Genomic DNA, 20,611 nt, shown 5'->3' with positions numbered 1-20,611 from the left:
CGACCGCGGCGGCGGGCGGCCGCCGCGCCGCCGGTATCGCGGCGAAGCGGTTGACGGGGGTCTCCCCCACGGCGAGGTCCACGCCCGCCGCCCGGTACCAGTCGAGCGTCGCGCGCAGTCCGGCCTCGTCGAGCGGTGGGCTTGTCGGCATGCCCCCTTATGTCACAGCCGGCGCGGCGGCGCCAATCCCGGGTGCGGTGCCGCTCGGCGTGCAGATCGGTGCCTGCCCCTTGCGGCGCGGTCGCAAAATGGCCAATCTTTGCGCGCTAGCCACATGCCCTGCCGATCCCCTTGGAGACCCACCGCCCGTGACCCAGCCCCTGCGCCTGCTGTCGGCTCTCGTATTGGCCTTCGGGCTCGCCGTCGCTCCCGGCGGCGCCGGGGGCGCGGCCCTGCGCAATGTCGGCTACACCAGCCTCGCGGGCAACTTCCTGGCCGGCAAGCAGGCCATGTCCGAGCTGCGCACCTCCGACGCGGCGCGCTATTTCCACGACGCCTCGCTGGCCGATTGGGACGATCCCACCATCATCGAGCACGCCTTCATCGCCACGGCTGCCGACGGCCAGGTCGGGCAGGCCGCGGCGCTCGCCCGGCGCCTGCTCGAGCTGCAGCCCGGCAACGAGCTGGCACACCTGGTCATCGCCGTCGAAGCCATGAAGCAGCGCCGCTACGAGGCGGCGGCAAGCGAACTGGATTTCGGCCAGGCCGAGACCTTCGCCGGCATTACCGGCGGTATCCTCAGGGCCTGGGCCCTGGTCGGCGACAGGAAGCTGGACAAGGCCTATGCCGTGCTCGATGCGATCGCGGTCGACGGGCTCGGCGACTTCCTGGTGTTCCATCGCGCGCTCATGGCCGATCTCGCCGGCGACACCGCCGCGGCGCTCGACTACGCCGCCCGCGCCCACGAGGTCGACCCGCTCGTCGCCCGCATCGTCGAGGCCTATGCCCGCATGCTCGGCAATGCCGGCCGCTTCGACGAGGCCTCCGACGTCATCGCCAGGTTCCGGGCCGAAGGCCTGTCCCACCCGCTGGTCGACGTCGCCGCTGCCGCCATCGCCGAAAAGCGTCGGCCCGGCCCGTTCATCGCCAGCGTGCAGAGCGGCGCCGCCGAGATGTTCAACGGCGTCGGCGTGGCCGTCGCCCGCGACGGCGACGTCGACCTGGCGATGGTCTTCCTGCAGCTCGGCCTCTATCTCGATCCCGGCGCCGACGTCATTGCGCTCGTCATCGGCCAGGTGCTCGATGCCAACGGCCGGCATGATGCCGCCAATACCCTCTACGACCGCATCGCGGCGACCTCGCCGATGAAGCCGGCCGCCGTCGTGCGCATCGCCGAGAATCTCGATGCCATGGGCAACCGCGAGGAGGCTTTGCGCCGCCTGCGCAACATGGTGCAGGCCAACCCCGGCGACCTCGACGCGCTCTCGGTGCTGGGCGACCTGCTGCGCACCGACAAGCGCTACCGCGAGGCGGCCGAGATCTACACGCGGGCCATCGACGCCGTCCCCGGCGACACCCCGGGCGACTGGCGCTTCTACTACGTGCGCGGCATCGCCTACGAGCGCGACAAGCAGTGGCCCAAGGCCGAGGCCGATTTCCTGCGCTCGCTGGAACTGCGCCCCAACCAGCCGCAGGTGCTCAACTATCTCGGCTACAGCTGGGTCGATCAGGGCACCAATCTGCAGCCCGCGCTGGCCATGATCCAGAAGGCGGTCGCGGCCGCCCCGAACGACGGCTACATCATCGACAGCCTCGGCTGGGCCCACTACCGGCTCGGCAATTTCGGCGATGCCGTCGAGGCGCTCGAACGCGCCGTGCAACTGCGTCCGGACGACCCCGAGATCAACGACCATCTGGGCGACGCCTACTGGCGCACGGGACGCCGGCTCGAGGCCCGCTTCCAGTGGACGATCGCCGCCGACGTCGACGAGGAGGGCAACGTCAGGGAGCGCGTCGCGCCCAAGCTCGCCGGCGGCCTCGACGCTGCCCCGCCGGCCGAGGAGTCGGCGCCGCCCGCCGGCGAGCCTGTGCCCGCGGCCGGCCCCGAAGCGCCGGCCCAGTAGCGCCCATGCAGGCGCCCATCGTCGAGACGGCACCGGCCAAGGTCAATCTTGCGCTGCATGTGACCGGCCGGCGGGCCGACGGCTACCACGATCTCGAAAGCCTGGTGGTCTTTGCCGACGTTGCCGACGAGTTGAGCCTCGTGCCCGGCGCGGTCGACGCGCTGCACGTCACCGGCCCCTTCGCCGCCGCGCTCGGCCCTGGCGCCGCCAACCTGGTCACCCGGGCGCTGGCCGCCTTTCGGGCGCGCTGGCCGGGACGGCTTCCGGACGGCGTCACCATCGAATTGCGCAAGAACCTGCCGGTGGCGGCGGGACTGGGAGGCGGTTCCGCCGACGCGGCCGCCGCCCTGCGCCTGCTGGCCGGGCTTGGCGGCCCCCCGATCCCCTGGCCCGAGCTAGTGGAACTGGCACTCGGGCTGGGTGCCGACGTGCCCTCCTGCCTCGTCTCGCGTCCCTCCGAAGTCCGCGGCGTCGGCGAGATCGTCTCGGCCCTGCCGAGCTTTCCGTCGATGCACCTGGTGCTGGCCAATCCGCTCGTGCCGGTGGTGACCGCCGACGTCTTCCGCCGCCTCGAAAGCCGCAGCAACCCGCCACTGCCGACCCTGCCGCGGCCGCTGACGCGGCCGGCCCAGCTCGGCCTGTGGCTGGCCGAGACCCGCAACGACCTCGAGCCCGCCGCCATCGCGCTCGTCGGCGGCATCGGCGAGCTGATCGCGCATGTGGCCGGCATCGAAGGCTGCATGCTGGCCCGCATGTCCGGGTCCGGCGGCACCGTCTTCGGCCTGTTCGGCTCGGGCGCCCAGGCGCACCAGGCGGCGCACGACCTGCGTGCCCGCTGGCCCGGTTACTGGGTCGCCGCTGCCCCCGTCATCCTGCCCTGACAAGCGAACGGCGCCGTCGCCGGCGCCGTCCCTTGGCATCGCTGCCGGTTTCCGCCTATTGCGGCGGGATCGGCTCGCCGCCCGCGAGCGGCACGCACATGCCCTTGCTCAGCTGGTAGCCCTCCGGGCACGGCGGCTGTGCCGGTTCCTCGGCGGGCGCCGCTTCGGCCGGAGCCGCTTCCTGGGCCGGAGCCGCCTGCTCGGCCGGGGCAGGGGCAGGCTCCTGGGCCGGAGCCGCTTCCTCGGCGGCCGGCGCCTGCTCCTCTACCGGAGCCGCCCCCTCGGCGGCGATCGGCACGCACTTGCCGTCGATCAGCTGCTGGCCCTCCGGGCATTCGACCGGAGCGGCCTCTTGCTCGGCAGGAGCCGCCTGTTCGGCCGGCGCCGCCTCTTGCTCGGCGGGAGCAGCCTGTTCGGCCGGAGCCGCCTCTTGCCCGGCGGGGGCAGCCTGTTCAGCCGGCGCCTGTTCGGCCGGGGCCGCTTGCTCGGCGGGGGCCTGCTCCTCTACGGGAGCCGCCGGCTGACCCTCGATCGGCACGCACTTGCCCTCGACCAGCTGCTGGCCTTCGGGGCATTCTTCGGCCGCAGCCGCGCCCTGGCCCTCGCCTTCGGCCGGGGCCGCCTGTTCGGCCGGAGCCTCGCCCTCGGCCGGCGCGGCAACTTCGCCCTCGGCCTCCGCCTGGCCGTATTCGGCCCGCTGCTGGGCGGCCTGCTCTTCCTCGACGGCCTCAGGCGGCGTCACGTCCTCGGCCGGCGCCTCGATCTGGGCCTCGAACACCGGGATCGCGCCCTGTTCGGGCGTTGCCTCGGCCACCTGCTCGGGGTTTTCGACGGGCTGGGCCTCGACGACCGGCACCTCCTGCTGCGTCTCCTGCTGGATGTAGTCGATGTCGATGACGTTGTTGATGACGATGTTGTTCTGGATGATCACCGGGCCGACATACTCGGTCCGCCGGATGAAATCGGGTTCGTCCTCGCTCAGCACCACGTGGACGCGCACGTCGGGTTCGAGGAAGCTGCGCACCGGGATGAAGAACCAGTCGTCCGGCTCGGGTTCGCCGACCTTGATGCTGATGCTGATCTGGAACCCGTCCTCGTCCGGCGGCAACGGCGCCCAGCCGACATAGTCGGGGCCGCGCCGCCAGCTCACCCAGGCCGGGGCCCATACCGTACCCGGCACCCAGCACCAGCCCAGATCCTCGTCGTCGTACCAGCGGCCGTAGTGATACACCGCCCAGGCGAACGGGTCGCTCGACTGGAAGTACCAGCCGCGGTCCCGCAGGTAGATCCACCTGCCATTGGTGTAGGGCCGCCAGCGCACGTCGACATTGGGGCACCACACATAGCGGTAGCGGGCGTGCCGGACCCAGATGCCGTGCGGACTCAGCTGGTCGAAGAACAGATTGAAGCTGATGTTGACGTTCTGGGCCTGCGCCGTGGTCGTCCCCAGCGGCACCGGTATGGCCCCGCCAGGCATCGCGGTCAGCAGCGCGACGGCTGCGACGGCGGTGAGCAGTCTTGTTCGGATCACGGTTGTCTCCTCTTCTTTTCTTTGTTCCCGCGTTCTCACAATGCCGGGGAAGGGGTGCAGTTCCGCGCCTGCGAGACGCACGCTCAGCGCCGCGGGCCTCCCCGCCGCTGCCGGCGGTATCTCCCCGATCGCCCAATGTCCGGTTTGAAGTCGGCTTTTCGCTCGTGCTATCAACCCGTTGGCAGGGGGAACACGGATGACGCCGAGTGAGACCGAGCGGACCAAGCTTGTGGCGGGGTGGTTCGACCGGGCGTCGACGTCCTGCATAACGGTCGGGGTAATTGCGCCTGTTGCGGGCGCTGTCTACATCCCTCCGCAGTACCCACCGGCTCTTTGGGTCTATGCCGTTGGCGCGATTCTTTGGCTTTCTGCCGCAGTTGCACTACATTGGTTTGCAAGGATAGCTCTTGGAGGGCTCGACTCATGAGCGATATCCAGTTTTTTTCCTTCGTGCTGTTGCCCCTGCTTGTGGTGGCCGTCTCCGGCATGGTGCTGTTGCTGGAGACCCGGCGTCGCAAGAATACGGCGGGGCCGGATTTGTTCGCGCCGCGGCCGCGGCGCCGGTCCTTGGCAAATAGCGAAGGGCTGGGCCGCCCATCAGTATCCGATTAGGCCCAATTCCTGCGTCGGGTGCGCGGCAAGATTACAGCCTAAGAATACGCCCGCCCGGCTGAGCCATGCTGCAGCGGAACTGACCGGCGCATTCAGCCGCCGTTCACGCCCTCTCCTCTACTCCCCCGCCCCCTCAGCCGGGGGGCCGAGGAGTTCACGCCATGGACAAACGCTTCCCACTTGAAGACCAGATCGAAACGCTGGCTTCGGCACTCACCGGCCGGGTCGTCCTGCCGTACCACGCCGACTACGACAAGCTTCGCGCCCTCGTGCCGGGCAACTACGACCTGCGGCCCAGGGCCGTGGTCCGGGTCGCCGATGCGAAGGACGTCGCCGCGGTGCTCGGCTTCGCCCGCGCCACCGGCCTCGAAATAGCCGTGCGCAGCGGCGGCCACGGCGGCTACGGCACGGACACGGGCCTGCTCATCGACCTGCGCGATCTCGCTGCCATCGCGATCGACCACGACGCCCGCACGGTCTGGGCCGGGGCCGGCCTCACCGCGGGCGAGTTGACCCGGGCGGTGGAACAGCACGGGTTGATCGTCGGCTTCGGCGATACCGCCAGTGTCGGCATTGGCGGCATCACGCTCGGCGGCGGCATCGGCTATCTCGTGCGCAAGCACGGGCTGACCATCGATTCGGTGCTCGCCGCCGAAGTCGTGACCGCCGCCGGCGACATCGTCCTCGCCGACGCGACCCACCACCCCGACCTGTTCTGGGCGCTGCGCGGCGGCGGCGGCAATTTCGGCATCGTGACGCGCTGGCAGTACCGCCTGCACGAATTGCCGGCCTTCACCGGCGGCCCGCTCGTACTGCCGGCGACGCCGGAGGTGGTAAGCGGCTTCGTCGCCGCCGCCGAGGCGGCGCCCGAGGAGCTTTCCGCCATCGCCTCGGTGATGCCGGCGCCGCCGCTGCCGTTCCTGCCGCCGGCCCTGCACGGCAGGACGGTGTTCCTGTGCATGATGGCCTTTGCCGGCGCGCCCGCGGCGGCCGACCGTGCCTTGTCCCCGTTCCGGGCGCTCGCCACGCCGTATGCCGACTTCGTGCGGCCGGGGCCGTACAGCAGCATGTACATGCCGCAGGATCCCACCCAGCGGCCGGCCTTCTCGGTCCGCAGCCGGCTGCTCGACCGGCTCGGGCGGGCCGAAGCCGAAACCCTGATCGGGGTCGTCGAGCGCTCGGATGCACCCATGCGGCTCGGCGAGATCCGCGTCCTCGGCGGCGCCTTCGGGCGCGTGCCGGTCGACGCCACCGCCTTCGCCCATCGACACAGCCGCGTCATGGTCTCGTTCATCGCCCTGTCCGAAAGCGGGGCCGAGGCCGAACGGCACGATCGCTGGGCAACTGCCGGTATCGAGGCGCTCGCCCACGGCGAGGACCGCGTCTATGTCAACTTCCTGCTCGAGGCGCCGGCGCGCCTCGGCGCCGCCTATCCGGCACCGACGCTGGCGCGGCTGCGCCGGGTCAAGCGGCAGTACGACCCCGAAAACCTGTTCCGCCTCAACAAGAACATCGCGCCCTGACGCGGCGCCGCGCCCATCCGGTGGCCCCGTGCCGCCGGATGGGGTCAGTCCGCCTGCACGACCTCGCCGTCTTCCTTGACGAAGTGGCCGATATGCGGGTTCGGCAGGATTTCGAGCACCGTCTCCGACGGGCGGCAAAGGCGCGTACCCTTGGGCGTCACCACGAAGGGGCGGTTGAGCAGGATCGGATGCGCGGCGATGGCGTCGAGCAGTTGCTCGTCGCTGAGCGCCGCGTCGGCGAGGCCGAGTTCGGCGTAGGGCGTATCCTTCTGCCGCAGCGCCTGCCGCACGGTCAGCCCGGCATCGGCGATCAGCCGCATCACCGTCGCGCGGTCCGGCGGCGTCTTCAGGTACTCGATGATCTGCGGTTCCACGCCGCTGCTGCGGATCATCGCCAGCGTGTTGCGCGAGGTGCCGCACGCGGGGTTGTGGTAGATGGTGATGCTCATGGCGCCTTCCCGGTTACGATGCCGGTCCCGCCAGGGGCGCCGGGGCCCAAACCGCGGCGCAGGGCGCTAGTAGGCCCGGCCGACATAGAACTCGGCGATGTCGCTCAGCAGCGATTTCATCTCGCCGGGCGGCAGCGGCGCCAGTGCCTCGCGTGCCAGCCGCACGTGCCGGTGCGCCTGCTCCAGCGTGCGGCTCAGCGTGTCGTAGCGGTTCATGATCGCCACCACCTGTCCGAGCGTCGTCTCGCTGACGTCGGGGCGGGTGAGGGCGGCGATGACGATCTCGCGTTCGGCCGGATTGGCGTCCTCGAGCGCGAGGATCACGGGCAGCGTCATCTTGCCCTCGCGCAGGTCGTCGCCGGTGTTCTTGCCCATGGCGCCGGCTTCGCCGCGATAGTCGAGCACGTCGTCGACGAGCTGGAAGGCCATGCCCAGTTCGCGCCCGTAGTCGCGCAGCGCCGTGCGGCTCACGGCATCGGCGCCGCCGGCCATGGCGCCAACTTCGGCCGCCGCCTCGAACAGCATTGCCGTCTTGGCGTGGATCACCCGGGCGTAGTCGGCGGCGCTGGTCGACAGGTCCCGGGCCTTGGCCAATTGGAACACTTCGCCCTCGGCGATGATCGTCGCCGCCTTCGACAGCACGCCCAGCGCCTCGATGTCGCCGGCCTCGACCATCATCATGAAGGCCTGTCCGAGCAGGAAGTCGCCGACCAGCACGCTCGCCTGGTTGCCCCAGATCATGCGCGCCGCCGGGCGCCCGCGGCGCATCTCGCTCTCGTCCACGACGTCGTCGTGCAGCAGCGTGGCGTTATGCATGAACTCGACGGCGGCAGCGTAGTTGATCTGCGCGCCCTCGGCCTTGCCGCACAACATGGCGGCGGCGATCGTCAGCATCGGGCGCAGGCGCTTGCCGCCGGCCTCGATGAGGTAGCGCGCCAGTTCGGGCACCATCTCGACGTGGGAATCGGCGCGCTGCAGGATGAGGGCGTTGACGCGCTCCATCTCCGGCTGCGTCGCGGCCAGCAGCCGGTCGAGCGCGCCGGCGCCGTTCGCTTGCTTCGCTGCCGCTGCCGCCGTTGACGCCATGCAGTCCTCGTTTGGCCCTCTGGGTGGCAAATCCGGTTGAGCCGCGCGCCCGAGGTCCTATGATGACCGGGAACGAACAAGCCCTCTGGTGCGATGTCCCTAGCCCACGCCTCGGAATTTGTAAAACAACAAACGCTTACGCGCGATGCCTTTCTGGGGGGGCGCCTGGTCGTGTCGCAACCCGGCAGCGGGTTCCGCGCCGGCCTGGATTCGGTGCTGCTGGGGGCGTCCGTGCACCCCGGCACCGGGACGGTGCTCGACCTCGGGGCAGGGGTGGGGACGGCGGCGCTGGTGGCGCTGGCACACCACCCCGGCCTCGCCGCCACCCTCGTCGAGGCCGACCCGGCGCTGGCCGACCTGGCGGCTGGCAATCTCGAGGCCAACGGTTTTTCGGCGCGTGGCCGCGTGCTCCGGCTCGATCTGACGGCCAGCGGCGCCGTTCGCGCCGCCGCCGGTTTGGGAACCGACCGGTTCGCCGCCGTCATCGCCAACCCGCCCTTCTTCGATCCGGCCGCCGGCACCGCGCCACGCGCCGCCAGGGCCGCCGCCCGCCACATGCATCCCGCAGCGCTCGACCTGTGGGTAAGGACGGCGGCGGCCAGCGCCGCGCCGGGCGGCGAAGTGGTCTTCATCCACACGCCGGCGGCGCTGCCGGCGCTGCTCGCTGCATTTTCGGCGCGCTTCGGAGCCATCGCCGTGCTGCCGCTGGCCCCGCGCGAGGGGAGCGATGCCAGCCGCATCCTCGTGCGCGGCGTCAAGGGCTCGCGCGCGCCGCTGCGCCTGCTTGCCTCGCGCGCCCTGCACGAGCCCGACGGCAGGGCCTTCCGGCCCGAATTCGAGGCGGTGTTCCGCGGCGCTGCGCGGCTGGACTGGTAAATGCCCGGGACCCGCCCTAAATCACTGCCTGTCCGGTGCGGGAAAGCTCATGGCCAACACTAGTTCGTCGCGGCTCGGCCGCTGGTTCAGGCGGCTGCTCGGGCAGGGCGGCCCCGTCATCCCGGTGGTGCGGCTGCATGGCGTCATCGCTGCCGATCGCCGCCCCGGCCGCCTCAACATCGCCGGCGTCGAGCCGCTGCTGCGGCGCGCCTTCGCTGTCCGCGCCGCCCCGGTGGTCGCCGTCGTCGTCAACTCCCCCGGCGGCTCGCCGGTGCAGTCCCGCCTCATCTCCAAGCGCATCCGCGACCTCGCCGACCAGCACGGCAAGCAGGTCATCGTCTTCGTCGAGGACGCCGCCGCCTCGGGGGGCTATTTCATCGCCGTCGCCGGCGACGAGGTGATCGCCGATCCCTCCTCGATCGTGGGCTCCATCGGCGTCATCTATGCCGGCTTCGGCTTCGTCGAGGCCATCGGCAAGCTCGGCATCGAGCGCCGCGTGCATACCGCGGGCAAGAGCAAGTCGACGCTCGATCCGTTCCTGCCGGAGAAGCGCGAGGACGTGGCGCGCATCAAGCAGCTCGAAATCGACGTGCATAACGTGTTCATCGAGTGGGTGAAGCTGCGCCGGGCCGGCAAGCTCAAGGGCACCGACGAGGAGCTCTTCACCGGCGAATTCTGGAGCGGAATCAGGGGCGTGGGGCTTGGCCTTGTGGATGCGGTCGGGGATCTGCACGAGGTCCTGCGCGAACGCTACGGCGACGACGTCACGCTCCGCATGATCGAGCCAAGAAAGGGCCTTATCTCGTTGTCTCCGTTCGGCTTTTCGGCGCTCACGCGGGACGCCGTAGCGGCCCTTGAGGACCGCGCCCTGTGGTCCCGGCTGGGGCTCTGAGCGATGAGTCCTATCCTGTGGAAACTGCTCATCTTTCTGCTCGTCGCTGCGGCCGTCTTCTTCGGCGTCCGCCGCATCTGGCGCGACTGGAAGGGCCAGTTCAAGGCCGTCGACGAGGCCCGCCGCGCCCGCGACCTCGCCGAGCGCCGCCGTCCAGATGTCATTGAATTGAAACGCAATAAGGACGGCGTCTTTCGTCCGGGCGGCGACGACGGCGAGCGGCATTGACCGCGTCGGCCCCAGTAACTAGGTTCGCGCCGCAACTGCCGCCCGGACGCGCCACGAGATGACCACCGACCTGCCTGCCCACCGCGATCCCCGGACCTCGTTCCAGGGCCTGATCCTGATGCTGCAGGATTTCTGGGCGGCCCAGGGCTGCGTCATCCTGCAGCCCTACGACATGCAGATGGGCGCCGGCACCTCGCACACTGCCACCGTGCTGCGCGCGCTCGGGCCGAAGCCGTGGAACGCCGCCTATGTGCAGCCCTCGCGCCGGCCCAAGGACGGGCGCTACGGGGAGAACCCCAACCGGCTGCAGCACTACTACCAGTTCCAGGTGATCCTGAAGCCGTCGCCCGACAACATCCAGGACCTCTATCTCGACTCGCTCGCCGCCATCGGGCTCGACAGCGCCGTGCACGACATCCGCTTCGTCGAGGATGACTGGGAGAATCCCACGCTCGGTGCCTGGGGGCTGGGCTGGGAGTGCTGGTGCGACGGCATGGAGGTGAGCCAGTTCACCTATTTCCAGCAGGTCGCCGGCTTCGAGTGTGCGCCCGTCTCCGGCGAGATCACCTACGGTCTCGAGCGCCTCGCCATGTACGTGCAGGGCGTCGAGAACGTCTTCGATCTCAATTTCAACGGCGGCGGCGGCAATTCGAAGGTCACCTACGGCGACGTCTTCCTGCAGAACGAGCAGGAAAGCTCGCGCTACAATTTCGAAGCCGCCGACACCGACATGCTGTTCCGCCACTTCGCCGATGCCGAAACCGAGTGCAGGGCGCTGCTCGACAAGGGGCAGGGCGACGGCCGCCACACGCTGGCCATTCCCGCCTATGAGCAGGTGCTCAAGGCCGCCCATGCATTCAACCTGCTGGATGCCCGCGGCGTCATCTCGGTGACCGAGCGGCAAAGCTACATCCTCAGGATTCGCGAGCTTTCCAAGGCGTGCGGCGCGGCCTGGCTGCAGACCGCCGGCGGCGGCGCCGGCTGACGGCGCGCCGCCCTCCGCCCACAGCTTCTGCGCGGACGCCAGTTGAACTGCCTGATCCGCAATGCCAAGCTCTCGCTTTGCGCTGGGTAGAGGCGTTCCGGGAGGCCCGTCCATGAATGGCTTGATCATCCTGGCGATCATCATCGCCATCGTCGGCTACATCATCTTCCTCTACAACGACCTCGTGCGGAAACGGCAGCTGGTTGAGGAAGGCTGGTCCGGCATCGACGTGCAGCTCAAGCGCCGCACCGACCTGATCCCCAACCTGCTGGAGACGGTGAAGGGCTACATGGGCCACGAGCGCGAGACGCTCGAGGCGGTGACCAACGCCCGTGCCGCCGCCACCGCCGGCGTCAATGCCGGGCCGGAGGAACGCGCCCGGCTCGAGGGGGCGCTGTCCGGCGCGCTGGGCAAGCTCATCGCCATCGCTGAGGCCTATCCCGACCTCAAGGCCAATACCACCTTCATTGAGTTCCAGACGGCCTTGCAGACCGTCGAGGATGAGATCCAGATGGCCCGCCGCTACTACAACGGCGCCACCCGCGACCTGAACACGGCAGTCGAATCGTTCCCCTCCAACGTCGTCGCCAACACCTTCAAGTTCGAGAAGGCCGAGTATTTCGAGCTGGAGAGCGAGGCCGACCGGGCCGTGCCCAGCGTCAAGTTCTGAGCCTTTACGGCGAGATACCGATGGCGACTGCGTCCCCCTCCCCAGCCCTCCCCGCAAGGGGGAGGGTGTGGCCCGGCGACCGGGGCGCGATCGTGCCAGGACCGCCGGGAGGCACCTCCCCCCTTGCGGGGGAGGATGGGAGGGGGATCTGCAGCAAGGGGCTCGTGCCCGTCTTGCTTGTGCTGCTCGGCCTGCTGGTGTCCTTCCCGGCACTCGCCGCCGAGACCATTACCGCCTTCACGGCCAACATTTCCCTCCTGGCCGACGGCTCGGTCGACGTCACCGAGCGCATCGAGGTCAACGCCGAGGGCATCAGCATAAGGCGCGGCATCTTCCGCGACATCCCCACCATCCTGGTCAATGCCGACGGCTCGCGCCTGCGCTCGAGCCTCGCTGTCGTCGCTGTCGAGCGCGACGGGCGGGCCGAGCCCTATAGCCTCGAGGGGCTGGGCTCCGGTTTCCAGCGCATCCGCATCGGCGATCCGGACGTGTTCCTCCAACGCGGGCCGCACCGCTACTCCATCCGCTACACCATGACCCGGATGGGGCGTCTCTTTGCCGACCACGACGAACTCTACTGGAACGTCACCGGCAATTTCTGGGAGTTCCCCATCCTCGCCGCGGTCGCCCATGTGAGCCTGCCCGAGGGGGCGGTGATCGGCGACCTGGCCGGCTATACCGGCCCGGTCGGCTCGAGCGAACGGGCGGTGGCCGTCACCCGAACGTCGGATCGTACCGCTACCTTCCGCAGCACGCGCCGGCTCGCCGCCGGCGAGGGGATGACGGTGGCCGTCGCCTTCCAGAAGGGCGTCCTCGCCGAGCCACAGGACTTCCAGCGCGCCGTCTACTGGCTCTCGGACCACCGCGACCTGGTGCTGCCGGCGATCGCCGCCTTGCTCGTCCTGCTCTACTACGCCCTGGCCTGGAGCTCCGTCGGGCGCGATCCCGCCAAGGGCGTCATCATCCCGCTGTTCCATCCGCCCCGGGGTTTCTCGCCCGCACTGTCGCACTACGTGCACCGCATGGGCTGGCACAAGCACGGCTGGACGGCCTTCACCGCGGCCATCTTCGACCTTGGCGTGCGGGGCCTCGTCGTCATCGACAACCCCGGCGGCAAGCTCAAGGTCACGGCCACCGGCAAGCAGCCCGAGCGGCCGCTGCCGCCTGGCGAAGAGGTGATCTTCGACTATTTCGCCGCCAGGGGATCGGTCACCGTCGACACCAGCAATGGACCGCAGCTCGAGGAGAAGCGCCGCGAATTCATCCAGCGGCTCGAAACCGAGAATCGCCAGGTCTATTTCCGCAACAACCGCGGCTACGTGCTGCTCGGCGTCGCCTTCTCGGTGCTGTGCCTTGGCGCCCTCGTGCTCACCGGCGTCCTCGATGTCGTCTTCCTGGTCATCGCCGTGGTCGGCGGCATCGCCATCGGCATGTTCACCAGCTTCGCCAACCGCATCCGCAGCGGCAACGTCATCGGCCAGCTCATCCTCGTCGTCTGGCTGCTGATCGCCGCCATCAACATGTTCGGCAGCACGGCGGCCTTCGCCGCCGATATCGGCTTCGATCCGCCGCTGGTCGGCGCCCTGTCGATCGTCGTCGTCAACGTCGCCTTCGCCATCCTGATGCGGGCCCCGACCGTGCAGGGCCGCAAGATCATGGACCAGCTGGACGGCTTCAAGATGTACATGGAGACGGCGGAGAAGAACCGCCTCAACATGGTCGGCGAGCCGCCCATGACGGTGGAGCGCTTCGAGCGCATCCTGCCCTATGCCATCGCGCTCGGCGTCGAAAAGCCGTGGACCGAGCATTTCGAGGGCGAGCTGGCCCGCCACGCCGTCGCCGACGTGCCGGCGGGCGGCTACCAGCCGGGCTGGTACTACGGGCGCGACTGGTCGAGCTCGGACGGTGGCTTCTCGCGCACCGTGTCGTCGGTGGCCTCGGGTATGAGCGCCGCCATGATCGCGGCCCAGCCGGCCGCCTCCTCGTCCTCCGGCTTCGGTGGCGGCGGGGGCGGCGGCAGCTCCGGCGGCGGCGGTGGCGGCGGGGGCGGCGGCGGCTGGTAGACGGGCCCGCGCGACTGCTCCCGCTCACCGGCTGGCCGATAGACATTGCCGCCCCATCTTGCTAACCCTCCGGCGCCTGCCAATCCCGGATCCAGCCAATGCCCGAATTGCTGCTCGAACTGTTCTCGGAGGAAATTCCCGCACGCTTCCAGCGCCGCGCCGCCGAGGATCTGAAGAAGGCGGTGACCGAGGCGCTGGTGCAGGCGGGCCTGCTGTACGAGGGCGCCCGGGCCTTCGCCACGCCGCGCCGGCTGGCGCTGACCGTCACCGGCCTGCCGGGACGCTCGCCCGACACCAACGAGGACAGGCGCGGGCCGCGCGTCGGCGCGCCGCAGCCCGCCATCGACGGCTTCGTCAAGGCGGCGGGACTTGCCTCCATCGCCGAGGCCCGGATCGAGAGCGACCCCAAGAAGGGCGATTTCTATGTCGCGCGCATCGAACGCAAGGGTGCCGACGCCGCCGACATCCTGGCCAGCCTGCTGCCCGGCATCATTTCCGGCTTCGAGTGGGCCAAATCCATGCGCTGGGGCTCCGGCTCGCTGCACTGGGTGCGCCCGCTGCGCGCCATCACCGCCACCTTCGGCGCGGAGAACGAGGAGCCGGTGGTCATCCCGTTCGAGGCCGGCACGCTGACGGCGGGGCGAACCACCTACGGCCACCGCTTCCTGGCGCCGGAGCCGATCCGGGTGAGGCGTTTCGACGATTACGTGCAGGCGCTGGAGAAGGCCAAGGTCGTGCTCGACCTCGATCGCCGCAAGGAGATCATCCGCAGCGAGGCCGAGCATCTCGCCTTTGCCCAGGGGCTGACCCTGATCCACGACGAGGCCCTGCTCGAGGAAGTGGCCGGGCTGGTCGAGTGGCCGGTGCCAATGATGGGGGCGTTCGAGGAGAGTTTCCTCGAACTGCCCGAGGAAGTGATCATCGCCACCATCCGCGCCAACCAGAAATGCTTCTGCCTGCGCGACGCGACGGGTCGCCTCGCCAACCGCTTCATCCTCACCGCGAATACCATCGCCGACGATGGCGGCGCCGCCATCGTCGCCGGCAACGAGCGCGTCATCCGGGCGCGCCTCTCCGACGCCCGGTTCTTCTATGAGCAGGATCTGGCCGTCCCGCTCGAGGACGGCCTGCCCAGGCTCAAGGAAAGCGTCTTCCACGCAAGACTGGGCAGCCAGTTCGAGCGGGTCGAGCGCCTGGTGGCGCTGGCCGCGGAGATCGCCCCCGCCGTCGGCGCCGACGTCGAGGAGGCGCGGCTGGCCGCCAGCCTCGCCAAGGCGGACCTCGTCACCGGCATGGTCGGCGAGTTCCCCGAACTGCAGGGGCTGATGGGGCGCTACTACGCCCTGGCGCAGGGCAAGCCCGGCGCCGTCGCCAACGCCATCGCCGACCACTACAAGCCGCTCGGCCCCACCGACATGGTCCCGGCCGAGCCGGTCGCCATCGCCGTGGCGCTGGCCGACAAGCTCGACCTGCTGACCGGCTTCTGGGCCATCGACGAGAAGCCCACCGGCTCGCGCGATCCCTTCGCGCTGCGCCGCGCCGCCCTCGGGGTGATCCGCATCATTACCGAAAACGGGTTGCGTTTCCGGCTTAGCCACCTACTCGCTGCGGGGCGAATGGGCCATAAGGACAAGGTGCCTTTTGCGGTTCCCTCTGAGCAGTCCGGGAGTACTCGGGAGGCTCTGCAGAATGCTCACTACAAGGTATTTCTCGGCGAACTCTTTGCCTTTTTCCATGATCGGCTGAAAGTCTCGCTGCGCGAGGCCGGGGCTCGGCACGACCTCGTCGACGCCGTGCTCACGGCCGATGCCGACGACCTGCTCGACATCACCCGCCGGGTCGAGGCGCTGTCGGCATTGCTCGACTCCGAGGACGGCTCGAACCTGCTCGCCGGCTATCGCCGCGCCGTCAACATCCTCGCCATCGAAGAGAAGAAGGATGGCCGGCGCTACACCGAGCCGGTCGACCAGACGCTGTTCCGGCTGGATGCGGAGACGACGCTGGCGAACGCCATCAAGGCGGCCGACGCCGAGGTCGCCGCGCGGGTCGAGGCCGCCGACTACCGCGGCGCCGTGGCGGCGCTCGCCACGCTGCGGGCGCCCGTCGACGCCTATTTCGAGGCCGTGCTCGTCAACGATGCCGACCCCGCCATCCGCGCCAACCGCCTGAACATGCTGGCGCTGCTGCGCGACACCATGCACCTCGTCGCCGATTTCTCGAAGATCGAAGGCTAGGGCCCGGCGCAGGGCAGCGACCGCCTTCTGCATCCAATCCCGGGGTTTGGGCGTTGTCTCCCGCATCAGCGATGGAGAGAGCATATGGCCGAAACCGCCCATATCCGCGAGCACATGGAGATCATCGGCGCCGATGGCGTGCATGTCGGCACGGTCGACGGCGTCGATGGCGACCGCATCAAGCTGACCAGGGCCGATAGCGGCATGGGCAGCCACAAGGGCCACCACCATTTCATCCCGATCGGCCTTGTCGCCGATATCGAAGGCGACACCGTGCGGCTGTCGGCCAATGCCGATGTCGCGGTGAGCTTCGAGGAGGAATGAGCCGCCGCCGGGGTGCTGCGGCAGGCGCCGGCCGCAGTTCTGCCCATGGCCCGGGCGCAGGTCGCTCCGGCACCGGTCTTTGCCGCCCTTGATCCCGGTCAATCCGGCCCCATCTACACCTCATAGCCTCTTCCGTTCATCAGGGGGACGATAGCGATGACGCGGGCCCAGCGCCTGGGTGGAACGCCGCTGCCCGGCGCCTTGTCGCGCCGGTTCGGGCAGGCCGCGGTGGCGGTCTTCCTGGTCGGCACGTTCGTATGGGCCTGGGGCCTGTGGGGCTTCTGGGTCGGCGCAGCCCCGCCCGCGGGCTCCCCCCTGTCACCCGCCCTGGTGCTGACCGCCATCGCCGGTGGCCTCGCGCCGTCGCTCGCCGCGCTCGCCACCACCTGGCTCGTCGGCGGCGCCGGGGCGGTGCGCGACCTGCTCGACCAGGTGACGCGCTGGCGCCACAATTTCGGCTGGTACGCCGTCGCCTTGTTCCTCGCGCCTGCGCTGGCCCTGGTCTCCGCCGGGCTGCAGGCGGTGTTCGCCGGCCCGCTCGCCGCGCGCGCCGTGGCGTTCCCCGTCGAATTGGCGTTGGCCTGGGCGTTGCTTGCGGCCCTCGGCGGCGAGTTCGGCTGGCGCGGCTTCCTGCTGCCGCGCCTGCAGGCGCGCTTCGACATTCTCGGGGCGGCGCTTGCCATCGGTCTCGTCTGGGGCCTGTGGCAGCTGCCCGCCGCATGGATCGGGCTGCCGGCGCATGACGGCTGGTCCGGGGCGGCGGCCCTGATCGAAGGTCCCGTGCTGCTCGCCGGGCACGCGATCGTCATGTCGTGGCTGTGGAACCGCACCCATGGCAGCCTCCTGTTGATGGTGTTCTACCATTTCGCCCTCGCCGCCTCGGCCATGCTGATCCCGGCAGCGGTCGCGACGGGGCCGGCCGCGGTGCTCGCCGCCGGCCTCGCAGCCGTGCCAGTGTGGCTGGCGGCATTCGCCCTGCTGATCTGGCGGCGGCAGGACTTCTGAGGCCCAGGGCGCCGCCGCCGGCCGATTGCGCGGGCCCGGGCGCGCCTCTATATGCTCGGGTGATGCACCAGACTTCCATTCCTGCTGCCGGCGCCGCCTTCGGGCTCAGCTTCGAGACCTTCGCCGATCCGGGCGTCGGGCTCGAGCAGCAGGAGCGGTTCGGGGAGGATGCCGGCGCCGTCGCCCCGTCCCTGCTGGTGTGGCAGGCCCCGCGGGCGCTGGTCGTCGGGCGCGCCGACGCGCGGCTGCCCGGCTTTGCCGGGGCGCGCGCCGCGCTGCAGGAGGAGGGCTGGCCGGTGCTCGTGCGCCGCAGCGGCGGCCTGGCCTTTCCCATATCGCCCGGAACGCTGCAATTCGCGCTGGTGCGCCGGGGCGGGCCGGGGGTCACCCTCGACTCCATGTACAGCGAGCTCGCCGACACCATCCTCGCGCTGCTCGGCGGCTTCGGGCTCACCGGCGAGATCGGCGAGAAGCCCGACGCCTTCTGCCCCGGCCGCTACGACCTGCTGCTCGCCGGCCGCAAGGTGGCGGGGCTCTCCCAGCACTGGCGGATGCGCAACGGACAGACCATGGTGACGTGCGTGGCCACGCTCATCATCGAGGAAGACGCCGGCGAACTGGCCCGCGTCGTCAACACCTTCTACGCTGCGGCGGGCGGCGCGCATCGCTGCGGACTGGCCGCGGTGACGGACATGCGCCGGCTGCTGGCGACGGTCCCGCCGCAAGCCGGCACCCTGGTCGAGGAGGTGCGCGCCCATCTGCGCGCGCGCTTCCCAGCGTGAGTCGGACGCTCAGCGGGAGGCGCGGCCGCGCGCGGCCTTGAACGGCGCCATGCCCGCATTGGCCAGCTGGTCGGCGCGCTCGTTCATCTCGTCGCCGGCGTGTCCCTTGACCCAGTGCCACTTGATCCGGTGCCGGGTCACGGCCGCGTCCAGTGCCTGCCACAGCTCGACATTCTTGACCGGCTTCTTGTCGGCGGTGCGCCAGCCGTTCTTTTTCCAGCCGTGGATCCACTTGGTGAGCCCGTCCTTGACGTAGTTGCTGTCGGTGTGCAGATGCACCTCGCATGGCCGCGTGAGCGCATTGAGCGCCTCGATCGCCGCGGTGAGCTCCATGCGGTTGTTGGTGGTGAGCGGCTCGCCGCCTTTGAGCTCCCTGATCGTGCCGTTGTACTGCAGCACCGCGCCCCAGCCGCCCGGGCCCGGGTTGCCCGAGCAGGCGCCGTCGGTATGGATGGTGACGATATTGCTCATGCGATGCGCTCCGCTGCTCGGGTCGGCAGCAGCCTGGGGCAGGAAAGGCGGGCGGGGATAAGGTGCGCCGCCTCACGCCGCCGGCGGCGTGCGAAGCTCGCGCGGCAGGTTGAAGACGATGCTCTCGCGCTGCGCGCCGCTGGCGGTGACGGTGATGACATAGCGCTGGGCGAACGCCTCCACCACCTCGTCGACCAGCGCCTCCGGCGCCGAGGCCCCGGCGGAGATGCCGAGCGTCCGGATGCCGTCGAGCCGCGCCCAGTCGATTTCGGCCGCCCGGTCGACCAGCATGGCGCGCGCGCAGCCGGCGCGCTCTGCCACTTCCACCAGCCTGAGCGAGTTGGACGAATTGCTCGAGCCGACGACGATCATCGCGTCGACGTGCGGGGCGACCCGCTTCACCGCTTCCTGCCGGTTGGTCGTGGCGTAGCAGATGTCTTCCTTGTGCGGGCCGCTGATCTGGGGGAAGCGTCGGCGCAGCACGGCGACGATCTCGCTGGTGTCGTCGACGGACAGCGTCGTCTGCGTGACGAAGGCGAGCTGGGTCGGATCGGCCGGAACAAAGGCCTCGGCGTCGGCGACGGTCTCGACGAGGCTGATCGCGCCGGGCGGCAATTGCCCCATGGTGCCCACCACCTCGGGATGCCCCTTGTGGCCGATGAGCACGATATGGTGGCCTTCGCTGAAGTGGCGCTGCGCCTCGACATGCACCTTGGAGACCAGCGGACACGTGGCGTCGAGGAAGAACATGTTGCGCGCCTGGGCGCGCGCCGGCACGCTCTTGGGGACGCCGTGGGCGGAGAAGACCACCGGCGCGTCGGTATCGGGGATCTCGTCGAGTTCCTCGACGAAGACCGCGCCCTTGGCCCGCAGCCCGTCGACCACGTATTTGTTGTGCACGATGGCGTGCCGCACATAGACCGGGGCGCCGTATTTCTCCAGCGCCAGTTCGACGATCTGGATCGCCCGGTCGACGCCGGCGCAAAAACCGCGCGGCGCGCAAAGCGTTATGTCAAGTTGCGGCCTTGTTTCCATAGGACAGCACATGCTTCGTCGCACCCCTCAAGTCAAGTGTTGCGAGGGCCCGGAGGGGTGGGCAATATGACCGTGCGTTGTTGAGGATTTCCCCGTGACACTGGCTCAGGAGATGTTCGCCGTCGTGCCGGCCATCGGCAGGGCGAACCTTTCAGCCTCCCAGGAGCATCTGCTCGCCGGCAAGGCCTATTGGCTGCACCTGGCCGCCGAGGCGGGGGTCCCGGTCATACCCACGATCGCCATCACCCGGGCCGCCTGGGAGGCGCTGCAGGACGAGCGCCGCCACAACGACAGCCGCCTGCGCACGCATTGGGTGGCGACGCTGTTCCGCCTCGTCGGGCGTGACGGCAAGCCGCCTTCCCTGGTGGTGCGCACCTCCGCCGAGCAGCACTCCAAGGGCCTGCTGACCGCCCGCGTCGGGCTGCCGCCCCCGGCCAACGAGGCCGAATCGGTCGATCCGGCCAAGCCGCTCGCCCGCGCCGTCAACGACGCCTTCGAGTCCTATGGCGCCGGCCTCGCCGGCTGGACCGGACCGCGCAAGAGTGCCACCCGCGGCGGCCACATCGTCATTGTCCAGGCGCTCGCGGCCGGCGACATCCGGCAGTTCCTCACCCGCGACAGCCAGTCCGGCGCGCTCGGGCCGGCGCCGCTCAACGGCACGCTGCTCGCCACATTGCCCGTGGCGGCGCGGGAGGTGGCAACCCGCCTCGACGCCGCGGCGGGCCGGGCGCTGTCCTGCCTCGTCGCGGCCAGGGGTGAGTCGCTTCGGCTGTTGTCGGCGCGGCCGGTGCAGCTGAGCGCCGCCGCCGAGCTCGAATCTGCCGTCGACCGGGTCGACCGCCACGTCTGGTCGACAGGGGAGGCCGTCGCGCGCATCGAGCCGGCGCGGCTGCAGCAGCTG

20 protein-coding genes are annotated in these 20,611 nt (G+C 70.0%); 15 read left to right on the top strand and 5 right to left on the bottom strand.

Features of this window, described 5'->3' with window-relative positions:
• Positions 1-308 precede the first annotated feature (308 nt).
• Positions 309-2,063 carry a tetratricopeptide repeat protein gene (locus VGD93_RS10545; RefSeq protein WP_395011822.1) on the top strand — a complete coding sequence of 585 codons (1,755 nt, stop codon included), beginning with the start codon at positions 309-311 and terminating at the stop codon, positions 2,061-2,063.
• Positions 2,064-2,068: 5 nt separating this feature from the next.
• Positions 2,069-2,944, top strand: a complete 876-nt coding sequence (locus VGD93_RS10540; RefSeq protein WP_395011820.1) for a 4-(cytidine 5'-diphospho)-2-C-methyl-D-erythritol kinase — start codon at positions 2,069-2,071, stop codon at positions 2,942-2,944.
• Between the two features lie 55 nt (positions 2,945-2,999).
• On the opposite strand, the gene VGD93_RS10535 is transcribed toward VGD93_RS10540, so the two are convergent.
• Positions 3,000-4,475: a DUF6600 domain-containing protein gene (locus VGD93_RS10535; RefSeq protein ID WP_395011818.1), complete on the bottom strand. Its 1,476-nt coding sequence runs from the start codon at positions 4,473-4,475 to the stop codon at positions 3,000-3,002.
• Between the two features lie 423 nt (positions 4,476-4,898).
• On the opposite strand from VGD93_RS10535, the gene VGD93_RS10530 reads away from it, so the two are divergent.
• Both VGD93_RS10530 and VGD93_RS10525 read left to right on the top strand, forming a co-directional pair.
• The gene (locus VGD93_RS10530) at positions 4,899-5,087 is read left to right on the top strand and encodes a hypothetical protein (RefSeq protein WP_395011816.1); all 189 of its coding nucleotides are present in this window, start codon (positions 4,899-4,901) and stop codon (positions 5,085-5,087) included.
• A gap of 161 nt (positions 5,088-5,248) precedes the next feature.
• A complete protein-coding gene (locus tag VGD93_RS10525; protein ID WP_395011814.1) occupies positions 5,249-6,610 on the top strand; it encodes an FAD-binding oxidoreductase in 1,362 nt (453 codons plus the stop codon).
• 44 nt (positions 6,611-6,654) lie between these two features.
• Here the strand turns inward: VGD93_RS10525 and arsC are convergent, their stop codons facing one another.
• Positions 6,655-7,059: an arsenate reductase (glutaredoxin) gene (gene arsC, locus VGD93_RS10520; RefSeq protein WP_395011812.1), complete on the bottom strand. Its 405-nt coding sequence runs from the start codon at positions 7,057-7,059 to the stop codon at positions 6,655-6,657.
• A gap of 66 nt (positions 7,060-7,125) precedes the next feature.
• Complete coding sequence (locus VGD93_RS10515) at positions 7,126-8,145, bottom strand: polyprenyl synthetase family protein (protein ID WP_395011810.1); 1,020 nt, start codon at positions 8,143-8,145, stop codon at positions 7,126-7,128.
• A gap of 171 nt (positions 8,146-8,316) precedes the next feature.
• Between VGD93_RS10515 and VGD93_RS10510 the strand changes: the two genes are divergently transcribed.
• The 10 genes from VGD93_RS10510 (at position 8,317) to VGD93_RS10465 (ending at position 18,204) form a co-directional block, all read left to right on the top strand.
• Positions 8,317-9,021: a tRNA1(Val) (adenine(37)-N6)-methyltransferase gene (locus VGD93_RS10510; RefSeq protein ID WP_395011808.1), complete on the top strand. Its 705-nt coding sequence runs from the start codon at positions 8,317-8,319 to the stop codon at positions 9,019-9,021.
• A 49-nt stretch (positions 9,022-9,070) separates the two neighbouring features.
• Positions 9,071-9,913: a S49 family peptidase gene (locus tag VGD93_RS10505; protein ID WP_395011806.1), complete on the top strand. Its 843-nt coding sequence runs from the start codon at positions 9,071-9,073 to the stop codon at positions 9,911-9,913.
• Positions 9,914-9,916: 3 nt separating this feature from the next.
• Complete coding sequence (locus VGD93_RS10500) at positions 9,917-10,141, top strand: hypothetical protein (protein ID WP_395011804.1); 225 nt, start codon at positions 9,917-9,919, stop codon at positions 10,139-10,141.
• 58 nt (positions 10,142-10,199) lie between these two features.
• Entirely contained in the window at positions 10,200-11,126 is a 927-nt protein-coding gene (locus VGD93_RS10495) for a glycine--tRNA ligase subunit alpha (protein ID WP_395011802.1), read from the top strand.
• Positions 11,127-11,238: 112 nt separating this feature from the next.
• On the top strand, positions 11,239-11,796 hold the full coding sequence (locus VGD93_RS10490) for a LemA family protein (protein ID WP_395011800.1): 558 nt from the start codon (positions 11,239-11,241) through the stop codon (positions 11,794-11,796).
• Positions 11,797-11,960: 164 nt separating this feature from the next.
• Complete coding sequence (locus tag VGD93_RS10485; protein ID WP_395011799.1) at positions 11,961-13,859, top strand: DUF2207 domain-containing protein; 1,899 nt, start codon at positions 11,961-11,963, stop codon at positions 13,857-13,859.
• 98 nt (positions 13,860-13,957) lie between these two features.
• Complete coding sequence (gene glyS / locus VGD93_RS10480; protein WP_395011797.1) at positions 13,958-16,093, top strand: glycine--tRNA ligase subunit beta; 2,136 nt, start codon at positions 13,958-13,960, stop codon at positions 16,091-16,093.
• Positions 16,094-16,177: 84 nt separating this feature from the next.
• Complete coding sequence (locus VGD93_RS10475) at positions 16,178-16,417, top strand: DUF2171 domain-containing protein (protein WP_395011795.1); 240 nt, start codon at positions 16,178-16,180, stop codon at positions 16,415-16,417.
• A gap of 156 nt (positions 16,418-16,573) precedes the next feature.
• Complete coding sequence (locus VGD93_RS10470; RefSeq protein ID WP_395011794.1) at positions 16,574-17,422, top strand: type II CAAX prenyl endopeptidase Rce1 family protein; 849 nt, start codon at positions 16,574-16,576, stop codon at positions 17,420-17,422.
• A 62-nt stretch (positions 17,423-17,484) separates the two neighbouring features.
• Positions 17,485-18,204: a lipoate--protein ligase family protein gene (locus VGD93_RS10465; RefSeq protein ID WP_395011792.1), complete on the top strand. Its 720-nt coding sequence runs from the start codon at positions 17,485-17,487 to the stop codon at positions 18,202-18,204.
• A 9-nt stretch (positions 18,205-18,213) separates the two neighbouring features.
• Here the strand turns inward: VGD93_RS10465 and rnhA are convergent, their stop codons facing one another.
• Together rnhA and ispH are read right to left on the bottom strand one after the other, a co-directional pair.
• Complete coding sequence (rnhA, locus tag VGD93_RS10460) at positions 18,214-18,675, bottom strand: ribonuclease HI (protein WP_395011791.1); 462 nt, start codon at positions 18,673-18,675, stop codon at positions 18,214-18,216.
• Positions 18,676-18,747: 72 nt separating this feature from the next.
• Positions 18,748-19,710 carry a 4-hydroxy-3-methylbut-2-enyl diphosphate reductase gene (gene ispH / locus VGD93_RS10455; RefSeq protein ID WP_395011789.1) on the bottom strand — a complete coding sequence of 321 codons (963 nt, stop codon included), beginning with the start codon at positions 19,708-19,710 and terminating at the stop codon, positions 18,748-18,750.
• 94 nt (positions 19,711-19,804) lie between these two features.
• On the opposite strand from ispH, the gene VGD93_RS10450 reads away from it, so the two are divergent.
• Positions 19,805-20,611, top strand: an 807-nt coding sequence (locus tag VGD93_RS10450) for a hypothetical protein (protein ID WP_395011788.1), incomplete at its 3' end; no start/stop codon positions are given.

It is taken from the genome of Devosia sp. (assembly GCF_036406155.1).
In the GTDB taxonomy this organism is placed as follows: domain Bacteria; phylum Pseudomonadota; class Alphaproteobacteria; order Rhizobiales; family Devosiaceae; genus Devosia_A.
Note: the sequence above shows the minus strand (reverse complement) of the source record. Positions and strands in the feature narration are given on the sequence as shown.